This window comes from Flavobacterium sp. Leaf359, assembly GCF_001423985.1.
GTDB lineage: Bacteria > Bacteroidota > Bacteroidia > Flavobacteriales > Flavobacteriaceae > Flavobacterium > Flavobacterium lindanitolerans.
This window is the reverse complement of the sequence record NZ_LMPW01000002.1, coordinates 290308-306241: the sequence shown is the minus strand read 5'-3', so window position 1 is coordinate 306241 and position 15934 is coordinate 290308. Positions and strand designations below refer to the sequence as shown.

At 40.7% G+C, this 15934-nt stretch carries 11 protein-coding genes and 1 pseudogene; 8 read left to right on the top strand and 4 right to left on the bottom strand.

From position 1 onward, the window contains the following. The 4 genes from ASG38_RS03980 to ASG38_RS03965 form a co-directional block, all read left to right on the top strand. Positions 1 to 3915, top strand: a 3915-nt coding sequence (locus ASG38_RS03980; RefSeq protein WP_162239647.1) for a T9SS type B sorting domain-containing protein, incomplete at its 5' end; no start/stop codon positions are given. 73 nt (positions 3916 to 3988) lie between these two features. Then, positions 3989 to 4933 carry a type IX secretion system membrane protein PorP/SprF gene (locus ASG38_RS03975; protein ID WP_056067368.1) on the top strand — a complete coding sequence of 315 codons (945 nt, stop codon included), beginning with the start codon at positions 3989 to 3991 and terminating at the stop codon, positions 4931 to 4933. 142 nt (positions 4934 to 5075) lie between these two features. Beyond that, positions 5076 to 5525, top strand: a complete 450-nt coding sequence (locus tag ASG38_RS03970) for a very short patch repair endonuclease (RefSeq protein WP_056067366.1) — start codon at positions 5076 to 5078, stop codon at positions 5523 to 5525. 40 nt (positions 5526 to 5565) lie between these two features. Next, positions 5566 to 6075: a nuclear transport factor 2 family protein gene (locus ASG38_RS03965; RefSeq protein ID WP_056067364.1), complete on the top strand. Its 510-nt coding sequence runs from the start codon at positions 5566 to 5568 to the stop codon at positions 6073 to 6075. Between the two features lie 42 nt (positions 6076 to 6117). Here ASG38_RS03965 and ASG38_RS03960 read toward each other — a convergent pair whose 3' ends face one another. After that, positions 6118 to 7065, bottom strand: coding sequence for an L-threonine 3-dehydrogenase (locus ASG38_RS03960; RefSeq protein ID WP_056067363.1), 948 nt, complete (start codon positions 7063 to 7065; stop codon positions 6118 to 6120). Positions 7066 to 7335: 270 nt separating this feature from the next. Between ASG38_RS03960 and ASG38_RS03955 the strand changes: the two genes are divergently transcribed. Both ASG38_RS03955 and mfd read left to right on the top strand, forming a co-directional pair. After that, the gene (locus ASG38_RS03955) at positions 7336 to 7995 is read left to right on the top strand and encodes a hypothetical protein (RefSeq protein ID WP_056067360.1); all 660 of its coding nucleotides are present in this window, start codon (positions 7336 to 7338) and stop codon (positions 7993 to 7995) included. 57 nt (positions 7996 to 8052) lie between these two features. After that, entirely contained in the window at positions 8053 to 11352 is a 3300-nt protein-coding gene (mfd, locus tag ASG38_RS03950; protein ID WP_369814294.1) for a transcription-repair coupling factor, read from the top strand. Positions 11353 to 11390: 38 nt separating this feature from the next. On the opposite strand, the gene ASG38_RS03945 is transcribed toward mfd, so the two are convergent. The 3 genes from ASG38_RS03945 to ASG38_RS03935 all read right to left on the bottom strand — a co-directional run bounded on the left by ASG38_RS03945 (position 11391) and on the right by ASG38_RS03935 (position 13377). Then, positions 11391 to 12050 (bottom strand): aspartate kinase, encoded by a 660-nt coding sequence (locus tag ASG38_RS03945; protein ID WP_056067355.1) that lies wholly within the window; start codon positions 12048 to 12050, stop codon positions 11391 to 11393. A 69-nt stretch (positions 12051 to 12119) separates the two neighbouring features. After that, the gene (locus tag ASG38_RS03940) at positions 12120 to 12479 is read right to left on the bottom strand and encodes a YraN family protein (protein WP_056067353.1); all 360 of its coding nucleotides are present in this window, start codon (positions 12477 to 12479) and stop codon (positions 12120 to 12122) included. A 7-nt stretch (positions 12480 to 12486) separates the two neighbouring features. Then, positions 12487 to 13377 carry an LD-carboxypeptidase gene (locus ASG38_RS03935; protein ID WP_235498560.1) on the bottom strand — a complete coding sequence of 297 codons (891 nt, stop codon included), beginning with the start codon at positions 13375 to 13377 and terminating at the stop codon, positions 12487 to 12489. A gap of 242 nt (positions 13378 to 13619) precedes the next feature. Here ASG38_RS03935 and metG point away from each other — a divergent pair, with 242 nt between their 5' ends. Beyond that, entirely contained in the window at positions 13620 to 15677 is a 2058-nt protein-coding gene (gene metG, locus ASG38_RS03930; protein ID WP_056067349.1) for a methionine--tRNA ligase, read from the top strand. Positions 15678 to 15754: 77 nt separating this feature from the next. Beyond that, positions 15755 to 15934 (top strand): annotated as a pseudogene (locus ASG38_RS18220) (HAD family hydrolase); the annotation flags it as partial.

The following is a 15934-nucleotide window of genomic DNA, read 5'->3' as shown; positions in this document are numbered from 1 at the left end:
AACCTGGCAGCGGGAACCTATACCGTTAAGGTTAGGGACAACATCGGCTGTGAGGTCGAACTGACAAACATCACGGTAACAGAGCCTGCGGCAGCACTTTCGGCCACTGTTAACGGAACGCACGAAATCTGTCAGGGCGACAATAACGGCACGATAACCATAACGCCTGCGGGTGGAACGGCGCCTTATACCACAAGCCTGGATTCCAACAATCCGGCCGACTTTACCTCGGCACTGGCCTACAACAACCTGAACGGAGGGCAGACCTACACCGTATACGTGAAAGATGCCAACGGTTGCGAGATTGCGCCCCAGACGTTCACGATAAACAACGGGGTAGACATACAGCCTACGGCAACGGTGGTAGCAAACTGTACCGGCAACGTACCAGGAAATACGGTAACAATTGGCGTAAATGCTGCTATTGCTTCTCAAGTGCAGTATTCATTGGATGGAGTAACCTATGCCGCTTCCAATGTATTTACGAATGTGGCTCCCGGAAACCATACCGCCTACGTACAGCACACCAATGGCTGTACCAAAACGGTTCCTTTCACAATCAACACGCTATCGCCTATTACGGCTAACGCCAACGTAACGGCCAACGTATTGTGCTTCGGCCAGTCAACCGGAAGCATTCAGGTAACGGCCACAGGTGGAACGGGAACGATTGAATATGCCATATCGCCTGCCTTCGCCTACGGAACTGCAGACACGTTTAACAACCTTGCAGCGGGAACCTATACCGTTAAGGTTAGGGACAACATCGGCTGTGAGGTCGAACTGACAAACATTACGGTAACTGAGCCTGCGGCAGCGCTTTCGGCAACGGTTAACGGAACACACGAAATCTGCCTGGGCGACAATAACGGCACGATAACCATAACGCCTGCGGGAGGAACGGCGCCTTATACCACAAGTCTGGATTCCAACAATCCGGCCGACTTTACTTCGGCATTGACCTACAGCAACCTGAACGGTGGGCAGACCTACACCGTATACGTGAAAGATGCCAACGGATGCGAGATTGCGCCCCAGACATTCACGATAAACAACGGGGTTGACATACAGCCGACGGCAACGGTAGTACCTAACTGTACCGGCAACGTACCAGGAAACACGGTTACCATTAACGTAAACCCTGCAGTAGCCTCACAGGTTCAGTACTCACTGGACGGAGTAACGTATACTGCTTCCAATGTATTTACGAATGTGGCTCCCGGAAACCACACTGCTTACGTACAGCATACAAATTCTTGTACTAAAACGGTAGCTTTCACAATCAATGCACTACAGCCTGTTGTTGCAAATGCAAACGTAACGGCAAACGTATTGTGCTTCGGACAATCCACAGGAAGTATCCAAGTGACAGCTACCGGAGGAACGGGAACGATTGAATATGCCATATCGCCTGCTTTCGCCTACGGAACTGCAAACACGTTCAACAACCTGGCAGCAGGAACCTATACCGTTAAGGTTAGGGACAACATCGGCTGTGAGGTCGAACTGACAAACATCACGGTAACTGAGCCTGCGGCTGCGCTTTCGGCTACGGTTAACGGAACACACGAAATCTGCCTGGGAGACAATAACGGTACGATAACCATAACGCCTGCGGGAGGAACGGCGCCTTATACCACAAGCCTGGATTCCAACAATCCGGCCGACTTTACATCGGCAGTGACCTACAGCAACCTGAACGGAGGGCAGACCTATACCATTTATGTGAAAGATGCCAACGGATGCGAGATTACACCTCAGACATTCACAATAAACAGAGGTGTAGATATCCGACCAACAGCAACGGTAGTACCAAACTGTACCAATAACGTACCAGGAAACACGGTTACCATTAACGTAAACCCTGCAGTAGCCTCACAGGTTCAGTACTCACTGGACGGAATCAACTATGTGGCTTCCAACACGTTTACTAATGTGGCTCCCGGAAACCATACCGCCTACGTACAGCACACCAATGGCTGTACCAAAACGGTTCCTTTTACCATCAATACGCTAATACCGGTTACGGCTAATGCTAACGTAACGGCTAACGTATTGTGCTTTGGCCAGTCAACAGGAAGCATACAGGTAACAGCCACAGGAGGAACGGGTGTATATCAATATGCGATTTCACCTGCTTATAATTACTCTTCTTCCAATACATTCATCAATCTTGCTGCCGGAACTTATTCCGTTAAAGTAAAAGACCAGAATGGCTGTGAAATCACGCTTACTAATATTACGGTAACCCAACCTGCGGCAGCGCTTACAGCAGTCGTAAACGGAACTCCTGAAACTTGTGACGGATTAGATGATGGTACTATAACAATTATACCTTCTGGAGGAACAGCACCTTATTATACAAGCCTTAACTCAAACAATCCTGCCAACTTTACGACTACACTGACTTACACCGGCTTGATTGGAGGAAGGCAGTATACAGTATTTGTAAAAGATGCCAATGGATGTCAGATTACTCCGGCAATTTTCCGTGTAAACGATGGCTTAAATCTGCAACCTACTGCGGTTGTAACTACGAATTGCAACGGTAATACACCAGGAAATACGGTAACAGTTTCTGTAAATCCGGCGGTTGTAAATGACGTACAGTATTCCTTGGATGGAGTTAATTATGTAAGCTCAAATGTATTCAACAACCTGCCGGTTGGTACGCATACTATTTATGTCAGACATACAAACGGCTGTACTAAAACGACAACGGTTAGGATAAATCCGGTGACACCAATTACAGCTAGCGCAACAGCTGTCAATGCAACATGTAACGGCTTGTCAAACGGACGAATCACTGTAACGGCTTCCGGAGGAACAGGACCATTGCAGTATGGAATTTCTCCTGATTTCAACCTTACTTCAAGCAATGTATTCCAGAATCTTGCAGCAGGAAACTATATTGTTAGGGCTGTCGATTCTAAAGGATGTTACAAAGAGATAACTATTGCCGTAACAGAACCTAATGCATTACAGGCAACCGTAGTAGATGTACTTCAGGAAATTTGCGTAGACGATGATAATGGAGCTATTGAAATTGCGGTCACCGGAGGAACAGCTCCTTATTCAACAAGTCTTTCAGAAAATGGTACTTATGTTCGAAATGAATTCTTATACGAGAATCTGAATGGCGGACAGACCTATACCATTTATGTAAAAGATTCAAAAGGCTGTACTACTTCTGTACAGGTAACCCTGGACGCTCCTGTTGATATTGATGCAAGGGAAAATATTGTCTACAACTGTAACGGAAATACAGTTACTATATCAGTAAGTCCGGGTGTAGCCAATAACGTAACCTACTCCTTAGATGGCGGTACACCCCAAACAGGAAATATATTTACAGACCTTACCAACGGACGCCATACGGTTGAAGTCCTTCATGCTTCTGCTTGTACAGATACGGTTTCATTCTTCATCAGCAATGCCGTACCTGTGACTGTTACTCTTGCAGAAACCGGACTTAACAAAATTACCGCAACCGCTTTCGGAGGAACAGGAAATTATACTTACACTTTCAACGGCTATGATAACGGAAGAAACAACGTATATGTTTTCTATCAATCCGGCACTTATGAAGTTATAGTAACCGACAGTAACGGATGTGAAGCACGGGCTACAATCAACGTAGTCTTTGTCGACATCACGATTCCAAACGTAACGACCCCTAATGAGGACGGTGACAATGACACCTGGTCGCCTGGCAATACGCAAAACTATCCTAACATTACCACAGACATTTTTGACCGGTATGGAAGGAAACTTGCAACATTGAGACAAGGACAATCATGGGACGGAAAATACAATGGTACCGAAATGCCTTCAGGAGATTACTGGTACATCATCAAACTTGGAAATCCGAATGATAACCGGGAATTTGTCGGAAACTTCACTATTTACAGATAAATGAGAAGAGCCGTTCCTATCGGAAATGGGTAGGAACGGTTTTAATTAAAGTGCCCCAAAAACAAGATATAAAATGAAAAAAATATACCACTTTCTGTTGATTTTCTTGACAATACATACAGTACATTCTCAAGAACTGTCGATACCAACCTTCACCCAATACCTGGCAGATAACCCATTTGTTATTTCGCCATCTTATGCAGGGATAGGTGACAATGTGAAAATCCGAATGAATGGCCTCACACAATGGGTCGGAATCAAAGATGCCCCGGATATGCAATCGTTAGCCGCCGATATGAGGATTTCAGACAACTCCGGAATCGGGCTGTTTCTTTACAATGACAAAAACGGAAATACACGGCAGTATGGAGGCAAGTTTTCTTTTGCCCATCACCTTATCCTGGATAAATATTACGACCAGTTCCTGTCTTTCGGGATTTCATACAACCTGAACCAGTTCCGACTTGAAATCGAAAATTTCAATGTCCCGGATATGGGTGTAAAAGACGATCGGGCTCTCATCAACCATAACTTTGATGTATCCGTATTGTATCGTATTCAGGATTTTTATTTCAGCTTCAACGCCAGCAATATTCTAAATAAAAACCTGGACAAGTTCAACATCAACGAACCTGGAAAACTCCGAAATTATCAGTTTTATACCGGTTATATTTTTAGAGAAAACCGAAATAGTGCTTTCGAAGTAGAGCCGTCTGCTTATGTACAATATTTTGAAAGTGACGGACGCTCCTCAACAGACCTGAATGTAAAGTTACGCTGGAAAGATAATAATGACGATTATTACTGGGCAGGATTAAGCTACCGCTTCCTGAACGACCAGATGATGGAACCTATAAACATCGGACCAATGGCCGGACTAAAAAAATCCAACTTTTATTTTGCCTATTCCTACCAGCTTACCACCAACGAGCTGATGGCATATAACAGCGGAACGCATATGATTACGCTTGGTCTTGATATTTTCCAGGGAGTCAGCAATTGTCCTTGTACTTTTTAAGGAATATATAACATCTTGAAGAACGCGGGTCAATTGACCCGCGTTTCTTTTTTAACTAATTTAGCTGTTCTCCTGCCGCGCTTACCTACCTTATTTATTTCTTGTACACGCCTTCAAAACTAGCGCCACATATAGTTTTAGAATGGATATATTCACAAAAGAGAAGCGAAGCAAAATCATGCGCGCTATCAAAAGCAAGGATACCAAAGAAGAAAGACTTTTGGCAAAAGCGCTATGGCGTCGCGGACACCGATACAGAAAACATGACCGCACTGTTTTTGGAACCCCTGACCTTTCTTTTAAAAAATATAGAATTGCCATTTTTGTAGACGGCGAATTTTTCCATGGCAAAGATTGGGAAAGTATACAGCAACGACTCGACACCAATAAAGAATTCTGGCTTTCCAAAATTGAAAGAAACAGGAATCGTGACAAAATCGTCAATGAATATCTCACTTCAAAAGGATGGCTGGTACTTCGATTCTGGAGTAAAGACGTAAAACGAAAACTATACACCACCGTTAGGACTATCGAAAAAGAAATCGAAAACGTCCATAAAAAAATATATTTTCAGGACACTCCACACCAATAAAGACTTCGGGCAATTTTCCTATCTTTAAACAAAAATACACATGAAAAAAACAGTACTTCTCCTCTTCCTGATGGCAACCGTAACCGTATACGGACAAAAGAAAAAAGCAGATGCCGTAGAGAAAGAAAAAATCACAAAACTTTTAGATGAATGGCATGCCGCTGCTGCCCGGGCCGATTTTAATGAGTATTTCGGAAAACTCACCGAAAACTCCATTTTTATAGGAACCGATGCCACCGAAAACTGGAACAAAAAACAATTTGAAGCTTTCTCCAAACCCTATTTTGACAAAGGAAAAGCATGGAATTTCAAAGCCCTGGAAAGGAATATCTTTTTGAGTGATGATGGAAAACTGGCCTGGTTTGACGAACTTCTCGATACCCAAATGAAAATATGTAGGGGTTCAGGTGTTTTGGAGAAAATAAACGGCAAATGGATGATTCGGCACTATGTCTTGTCTACAACTGTGCCCAACGATGTTATAGATGAAGTCATCAAGGTTAAAACACCAATTGAAGACAAACTGATTGAAACTCTAAAGAAGAAATAACGACAAATAAAAACCCGTTGAATTCAACGGGTTTTTTATTGATTAAACATTTTCTGACAAATGTTCCAACATATCTTTTGTCATGCTTTCCAAATCAAATTCATGTTTCCAGCCCCAGTCCTTTCTTGCATAAGAATCATCAATACTCGAAGGCCAGCTGTCGGCAATTTTTTGTCTGAAATCCGGCACGTATGAAATCGAAAAATCAGGAATATGCTTTTTAATTTCGGCCGCAATTTCTTTAGGTGTAAAACTGATTCCTGCCAGATTATAGGAAGAACGAATCTTAATATTTTCTTTCGGCGCATCCATGATACTGATGGTAGCACGAATCGCATCGTCCATATACATCATTGGCAATTCTGTATTTTCAGATAAAAAACATTCGTATTTTCCATCACTTAACGCCTTGTAATAAATATCAACGGCATAATCTGTGGTACCACCACCCGGAGGTGTTGACCAGCTGATTAATCCCGGATAACGGATGCTTCGAACATCTACTCCAAAAATGTTATGATAATATTCGCACCATCTTTCGCCAGACTGCTTGCTGATGCCATAAACAGTTGATGGTTCCATAACCGTATATTGAGGCGTATTGTCTTTTGGAGTTGTAGGCCCAAAAACCGCAATACTCGACGGCCAGAATATCTTTTTAATTTTTCCGGCTTTTGCCAAATTCAATACGTGAAAAAGAGAATTCATATTAAGGTCCCAGGCAAAAGCGGGATTTTTTTCTGCAGTGGCAGAAAGTAATGCAGCCATCAGATAGACATCTTCAATCTGGTATTTCTCAATTACGGTTTCAACCTGGTTAAAGTCCAAAGCATTGACCACTTCAAACGGACCGGAATTTACAAACTCCGGACTCCCTTTTCGCACATCCGATGCGATTACTGCGTCCTTGCCATACTGGCTTCGAAGCTTTTTTGTCAATTCAGTTCCAATTTGGCCACAAGCCCCAATAATTAAGATTTTTGCATGCATCTCACTTGTTTTTTGTCGCACAAATATAACGATTTCGAAAAACAAATTTTGCTTAGATTGGTTTGATTTCAGGGTCAAATCTAAAAGATTTGTGATTATTGTTCAGCAAAAATCAGGATTTCATAATTTAGCACATCTAATTACCTCATTCACTACCAATTATTCATTTGTGTAAAACTGAAATTTTAGTGAAGTTTTATGAATATGACCTGATAGGCACTCTTTTTCTTATACAATTGTTTGCTAACTTTGCATTTCAAAATTATTCTGATGAAAATTTCTTCCTATATCCTGTTGGTTTTATTTTGCTTTTTGGTTTCCTGCAAAGATGACGAAGCAGCCAGACTGCAAGCCAATGCAAAAGACGCCAAGAAAAATGAGCAAATTTTTGCCTCTATTGACAAAGCATGGAATTTTAATCCGCAACCAATGAATCCTACCGTTGTAACTATGATTCAAAACTGGAGCGAATGGCGATTGTTTATGACAGAACTACAGCAAAAACCGAAAAGTTCCATTGGTGCTTTCCAGCAAAAAGCAAGAACCTTGTCACAAAAAGCAATGAATCTGAACAATAATATTCCGGCCGCTTTTGACAAACCTGAAATCAAGAGCCGTATAATGACACTAATTACCAAAGTGCGTTCACTTGATTTATTTATAAATCTAAACCAGATACAGGAGCAGAAAGTCATAAAACTAATCCCGGAAATCCATGAGGAATTGGCTTCGCTACAATCCCAAATGGATGAAATTGTCAGAAAAAGTCAAATCCGTCTGGAAGAAGGTGAAGCAGAAATGCTTCGTTCATTGGCCAAAGATTCATTACAAAAACCACAATCCGAACTTGGAAACCTTCCAAAACCAAGCAATTCTACACAACAAGGAGGTATTGTTCCAACCTTAAATCCAAAACAAAAAAGTCAATAGTATAATTTGAAACCACATATTCTAAAAACATACGCCGGTAATCCGAAAGTCAGGCAGATTTCTGAAAGTCTTGCCGTCAGGGAAAACAAAATTCAGCTTAAGGGCCTTATTGGATCCTCGCTTTCTTTTGTTGTGGCCTCATTGTTCGAAAAAAGTGAACTTCCTTACCTTCTTATACTTCAGGACAAAGAAGAAGCCGCCTATTACCTTAATGACCTGGAACAGCTCGTTGGTGAAGAAGATGTGCTTTTTTATCCGGGTTCCTATCGTCGTCCTTATCAGATTGAAGAAACAGACAACGCCAGCGTACTTCTTCGTGCTGAAGTGCTGAACAGGATTAACTCCAGAAAAAAACCGGCTGTTATCGTGACCTATCCAGAAGCCCTTTTTGAAAAGGTCGTGACACGAAAAGAATTAGACAAAAACACCCTGAAAGTTGCCGTTGGCGACCAGATTTCTATAGACTTTATAAACGAAGTACTCTTTGAATATGAATTTAAGCGCGTCGACTTTATAACAGAACCGGGTGAATTCTCTGTCCGTGGAGGTATTCTCGACGTATTTTCGTTTTCGAATGAAAACCCTTTTCGTATCGAATTTTTTGGCAATGAAGTGGACAGCATAAGAACCTTTGATGTTGAAACCCAATTATCTATCGAAAAGCAGAAAAAAATCACGATTATCCCCAATGTGGAAAATAAATTTTTTCAGGAAAATCGCGAGAGCTTTTTAAATTACATCAACGAAAAAACAGTTCTTTTTATCCAAAACACAGAACTTCTTTTTTCAAAACTGGACCAACTCTATGGGAAAGCGAAGGAAATCTTTGGCTCAATGCAGTCAACAGTAAACCACATCGCTCCCGAAGAATTATTCCTCAATCAGGAAGCATTTATCAAAAAAGCATTGGATTTTACCATTGCAGAAATAAGTCCCCGGGCTATTTTTAAAACCCAGAAAACTTTCGAATTTCACATACTTCCGCAACCGTCTTTCAACAAACAGTTTGATTTATTGCTGAATAATCTCAACGATAACCACTTCAACGGCTATAAAAACTTTATTTTCTGTTCCAACGAGCAGCAAACAAAACGCTTCCATGATATTTTCGAATCATTAGACGAAGCCAATAGTGAAAATATAAGGAAACAATACCACACCATCGTTTTTCCATTATACCAGGGATTCATCGATGAAGAAAATCAGATTGCCTGCTATACAGACCACCAGATTTTTGAACGTTATCATAAATTCAGTATCAAAAACGGCTATTCCAAAAAGCAAACAATTACTCTCAAGGAACTGAATACACTTTCTGTAGGCGATTATGTAACACACATCGACCATGGAATTGGAAAATTTGGAGGTTTGCAGAAAATTCAGGTTGAGGGAAAAACGCAGGAAGCCATCAAACTGGTCTATGCAGATAACGACATCGTATATGTAAGTATCCACTCCTTACACAAGATTTCAAAATTTAACGGAAAGGACGGGACACCACCAAAAATATACAAACTGGGTTCCAATGCATGGAAAGTTCTAAAGCAGAAAACGAAGGCCAGAGTCAAGCACATTGCATTCAATCTTATCCAGTTATATGCAAAGCGAAGACTCGAAAAAGGATTTCAATTTGCACCCGACAGCTATCTGCAGGCAGAATTGGAGTCGTCATTTATATATGAAGACACTCCGGACCAGGTTAAAGCCACCCAGGAAGTCAAGGCCGATATGGAAAACGAGCGCCCAATGGACCGACTGGTTTGCGGTGACGTAGGCTTTGGAAAAACCGAAGTTGCTATCCGTGCGGCATTCAAGGCTGTAGACAATGGAAAACAGGTTGCCGTTTTAGTTCCGACTACAATTCTGGCTTTCCAACATTACAAGACTTTTTCGGAACGTTTAAAAGACATGCCTGTTTCTGTAGGGTATCTGAACCGTTTCCGTACAGCAAAACAGAAAACTGAAACCTTAAAACAATTGGCTGAGGGCAAACTGGATATTATCATAGGAACGCACCAGCTTGTCAATAAAAATGTTGTATTCAAAGATTTGGGACTGCTAATCGTTGACGAAGAACAAAAATTTGGCGTTAACGTAAAAGACAAACTCAAAACAATAGGCACCAATATTGATACACTCACGCTAACAGCAACGCCAATTCCAAGAACCTTACAGTTTTCGTTAATGGCCGCCCGTGATTTATCAGTCATCACAACGCCGCCGCCAAACCGTTATCCTATAGAAACACAGGTAGTACGATTTGGAGAAGAACTAATCCGTGACGCTATTTCTTATGAAATACAAAGAAACGGACAGGTTTTCTTTATCAATAACCGTATTGAAAACATTAAGGAAATTGCCGGAATGATTCAGCGTTTGGTTCCGGGCGCAAGAGTTGGCGTAGGTCACGGACAGATGGACGGCAAAAAACTGGAAGAATTGATGCTTGCTTTTATGAATGGAGAATTTGACGTTTTGGTTGCCACGACCATTATTGAAAGCGGACTTGATGTTCCAAATGCCAATACCATTTTCATCAACAATGCCAATAATTTCGGATTGTCAGACCTGCACCAGATGCGTGGCCGCGTAGGACGAAGCAATAAAAAAGCATTCTGTTATTTTATCACACCGCCTTATTCTTCAATGACAGATGATGCCCGAAAGAGAATTCAGGCGCTGGAACAATTCAGCGAACTGGGAAGCGGATTCAACATTGCCATGAAAGATTTGGAAATCAGAGGAGCGGGAGATTTATTAGGCGGAGAACAAAGCGGTTTCATTAATGAAATTGGTTTTGAAACCTACCAAAAAATCATGAACGAGGCCATTGAAGAACTGAAAGAAAACGAGTTCAAGGATTTGTATGAAGAAGACAAAGGCACTGAAAAAGAATATGTGAAAGAAATCCAGATTGATTCGGATTTCGAACTCTTATTCCCTGACGAATACATCAATAACGTTTCCGAAAGGCTCAACCTGTATAACGAACTAAGTAATGTAAAGAATGAGGAAGAACTTTTAGCTTACGAAAGAAAATTAATCGACAGATTCGGAACTTTGCCAAAACAGGCCGTTGCCTTGCTGAACAGCATCCGAATCAAATGGATTGCCACCCGTTTAGGAATAGAAAAACTGGTTCTGAAACAGGGCAAAATGGTAGCTTATTTTGTTTCAGACCAGCAGTCGGAATATTACACATCCAACCAGTTCCATAAAGTACTGCAGTTTGTACAGCGCAATGGAAACCTCTGCAAGATGAAAGAAAAAGAAACCAAAAACGGTCTGCGCCTTCTGCTGACTTTTGAGAATGTCAAGTCAGTCCGGAAAGCTCTGGAGTTAATGGAAATGATTTAAAAAAACAAAAGCCGTTTAATTAATAAACGGCTTTTTGTTTATAGACTTTTCAGGTCCTTGATAACTTTAAAGGCAACATCTACTTCATCTTCGCTCACAAGAATCGTAAATTCATAAGATGTTGAAATTACTTCATTAACAATAATTCCTTCCCAGGCAAGACGCTGGAAAATGAAATAATAAACGCCCGGTGTTGAAACGTTATCTTTAGGAAGTTTGACAGTAATAGATGCCAGATTTTCCCATTTGTGAAGCATTTTTTCGCCAACAAAATGTTTGTCAACCAAATGGCTTACACTTTCACTGACCACAATATTGGTTTCGCTTACACCTCTTGAAGACGTGTAAAAAATATCCGAATAAGTGTTGATTTCAGAAATCAGGCTGGCCTGTTTGTCCAAAATCTTATCAGAAACAGCGAAAGTAAAATCAGTAAGTGATGAACGTACCGTAATTTCGCCGATGCCTTTCAAAACTTTTAAGATTTTATGGTTTAATCTAAAATCCAAATCTTCTGAAAGACGTTTCAGAGCCATAACAACGGCTCCTTGTTTTACCTCTTTTCCTAATTCTTGTTTTAAATCAGGAAGCATATTTCTGGACAATGATGTCAGATTTATGATTCCTTGAGACAAAGCGCTCAAGAGGAAAGGCTTTGTCTTGATGTAGTGCTCTACAACAGACGATATTGTTTTCATAATGGGTAAATTGGTGGTAATAGTTTTACAAACATACAATTTAAAAACAATTTGTTAAAACCATAACCGTTAAAAATGTAAAAAAGCATCAATCAGATGCTTAATTGTGACATTTTCCGCATTTTTATGAATTGAAATGATATCAAAGCGAACGTTGACATCTAAATTTTTAACAATAACGTACTCATTAACCGCTTTTACTAAAAGCTGTATTTTTTTAGGCTTTACAAATTCCTGTGGCAAACCGTATTCTAAACTGGACCGGGTCTTGACTTCAACAATGGCAAGCACATCCCCTTTTAAGGCTATAATATCGACTTCTGCTTTTTGGAAAACCCAATTGGTTTCTAAAATTTCATAACCTTCTTTCCGCAGATATTCTACAGCAAGCGCTTCTCCCTGTTTCCCAAGTTCATTATGGACCGCCATAACCTACCTATTCAAATTTCAAAACCGTTTCCTTATCATTAACGTCTAATGTTACGGTTTTTCCTAAAATCAAAGCGCGGTTATCTTTAATATGGCCTGCCGGAAAATTATAAGCAATAGGTATTTTAAGGTCTTTTACAACATCTTCTATAATTTCAAGGGCATCCTTTCCCCAGGGAATATCATTATCATTCATTGAAGTCATTCCACCAATGATGATACCCTTCAGGCCGTCAAGCGAACCATTCCTTTTCAGGTTCATCATCATCCTGTCAATATGGTAAAGGTATTCATCCAAATCTTCAAGAAAAAGAATCTTTCCTTTCATATCAACCGCAGATTTAGAACCCTGAATACTATATAAAACTGAAAGATTTCCTCCTACCAGTTCGCCCTGCGCTTTTCCTTTTTTATTAAATGGATGGGCCGGAATATGATATTCCAACTTTTCACCAAACAATGCTTTTCGAAAAGATTCTATGGCTTCAGGAGTCGCCGTTTTGGCACTTATGGCCATAATCGCATGCAGCGTACCAATATCCATATTGTTGATATGGCTATGCAGTACCGTGATATCACTGAATCCTATAATCCATTTTGGTTTTTTCTTGAATTCCGTAAAATTAATACGGTCGACAATCCTCACGGTTCCGTAACCCCCTTTTGCTGCCCAGATGGCTTTGATTGTTGGATTATCCAGCATTTCCTGAAAATCGGTTGCACGCTGCCAGTCTGCTCCCGCCAACTGATTCTGTTCTTTGCCAATCGTCTTTCCTATTACCACTTTGAGTCCCCAGCTTTCCAGCAATTTAATACCCGGTTCAATAGTGGCTAAATCAATTTTTCTGGCAGTAGCTAAAATCCCCACCGTATCTCCTTTTTTTAAATATTCTGGCATGATAAGTTTGTTTTGTGCATGAAAGGTTAAGAAATGTAATAATGTTAGAAGAGTAAAAAGTAACTTAAATCGATTTGGCCTTTGCATAATGTCTTTTTTCTGTTAAACAAATAAACAAATAAACGGGATAATCTGCAAGTAAGGCGCCTTGAAACCTACCGTCCTATCCCTTAGATTTATAACGCCATTTTAGGTATTTCAACGCCAATAGATTATTTTTGCATACTTATTAAAGAAAATCCATGATACAAGAACCAAAAAGATATACGATTACGGCTGCTTTGCCCTATACCAACGGACCTATACACATTGGCCACCTGGCGGGAGTATATGTTCCTTCAGACATCTATGCCCGTTTCCTGCGTCTGCAAGGTCGCGATGTTGCTTTTATTTGCGGAAGCGATGAACACGGAGTTGCCATTTCAATGAAGGCAAAAAAAGAAGGAATCACACCACAGGAAGTAATCGACAAATATCATACGCTCATTAAGAAATCTTTTGAAGATTTCGGAATTTCTTTTGACAACTATTCCAGAACATCGGCTAAAATCCATCATGATACAGCTTCTCAGTTTTTCAGGACTTTATATGACAAAGGCGATTTTATTGAAGAAGTAACAGAACAGTTGTATGACGCCAAAGCCAATCAGTTTTTGGCAGACCGTTTTGTTATAGGAACCTGTCCAAAATGTGGCAACGAAGAAGCTTATGGTGACCAATGCGAAAGATGTGGTTCGTCGTTAAACGCTACAGACCTCATCAATCCAAAGTCAACAATTACAGGAGAAACACCAATATTAAAATCGACAAAACACTGGTTCCTGCCTTTAGACCGATATGATGCCTTTCTGAGAGAATGGATTTTAGTAGGACATAAAAACGACTGGAAACCTAACGTTTATGGCCAGGTTAAATCGTGGCTGGAAGATGGATTAAAACCCCGTGCTGTTACCAGAGACTTAGACTGGGGAATTCCGGTTCCGGTTGAAGGTGCAGAAGGTAAGGTTTTGTATGTATGGTTTGATGCTCCTATTGGCTATATCTCTTCTACAAAAGAATGGGCACAGCGTGAAGGAAAAGACTGGGAACCCTATTGGAAATCTGATGACACGAAACTGGTACATTTTATTGGAAAAGACAATATTGTATTCCACTGCGTGATTTTCCCTGCCATGCTAAAAGCCGAAGGAAGCTATATACTTCCGGATAATGTTCCGGCAAACGAATTCCTGAATCTGGAAGGAAACAAACTTTCAACATCAAAAAACTGGGCTGTCTGGTTACATGAATATCTGGAAGATTTTCCTGAAAAACAAGATGTATTGCGTTATGCACTGACATCGAATGCTCCGGAAACAAAAGATAACGACTTTACCTGGAAAGATTTTCAGGCAAGAAACAATAATGAATTAGTTGCCATTTTTGGAAACTTCATCAATCGTGTTGTAGTACTAACCAATAAATATTATGATGGAATCGTACCTCAACCAAATGAGTTTTCAGAAATAGACGAGGCTACCTTGACAGAACTAAAAGCCTATCCGGCAGTAATTGCGAGTTCTGTGGAACGTTACCGTTTCAGAGAGGCATTAGGCGAACTGATGAATGTTGCCCGTCTTGGAAACAAATACCTGGCCGACGAAGAGCCTTGGAAAGTCATCAAAGACAATCCGGAAAGAGTAAAGACCCAAATGTATGTTGCCTTGCAGATTGCAGGCGCACTGAGTGTATTGGCAGAACCTTTCCTACCTTTCACAGCCCAAAAACTGGCCCGCATTTTAAAGACAGAAAACAAGCTTTCATGGAATGACATTTCTGAAAATTCAGACCTGATTTCTGCAGGACATAAAATTGGTGAAGCCGAATTGCTTTTTGCAAAAATCGAAGACGAAGAAATACAAAAACAGGCAGATAAATTGGAAGCTACAAAAACAGCCAACAAGGCCGAAAACAAAAAAGCAGAACCTCAAAAAGACCTGATTCAATATGAGGATTTTGCAAAAATGGACCTGCGTGTCGGAACCATTCTTGAAGCAGAAAAAATGCCTAAGGCAAATAAACTTCTTGTCCTCAAAATAGACACGGGAATCGATATCAGAACTATTGTTTCGGGTATAGCGGAAAGCTTTACACCAGAAGAGATTATTGGAAAAAAAGTTACCGTTTTGGCCAATCTGGCGCCAAGAAATCTTCGTGGCGTTGAAAGCCAGGGAATGATTCTGATGACGACAAATCCGGAAGGAAAACTCGTTTTTGTAAATCCGGATGCTGAAGCCGGTAACGGGGAAACTATAAATTAATAAACTTCAACTCTTTTTTCTACCACCCTGGCAGGGTTTAAAACCCTGCCAGGGTGGTAGAAAAGGATTACTAAAAAATGAATATAAAAGTAATTGCTTTCGACGCAGACGATACCTTATTTGTAAACGAGCCTTATTTTCAGGAAACTGAAGAAAAGTTCTGCGCCTTGATGCAGGACTATCTATCCCATCAGGGATTATCCCAGGAATTGTTTCGGGTAGAAATCCAGAATCTTTCCTTATATGGTTATGGAATC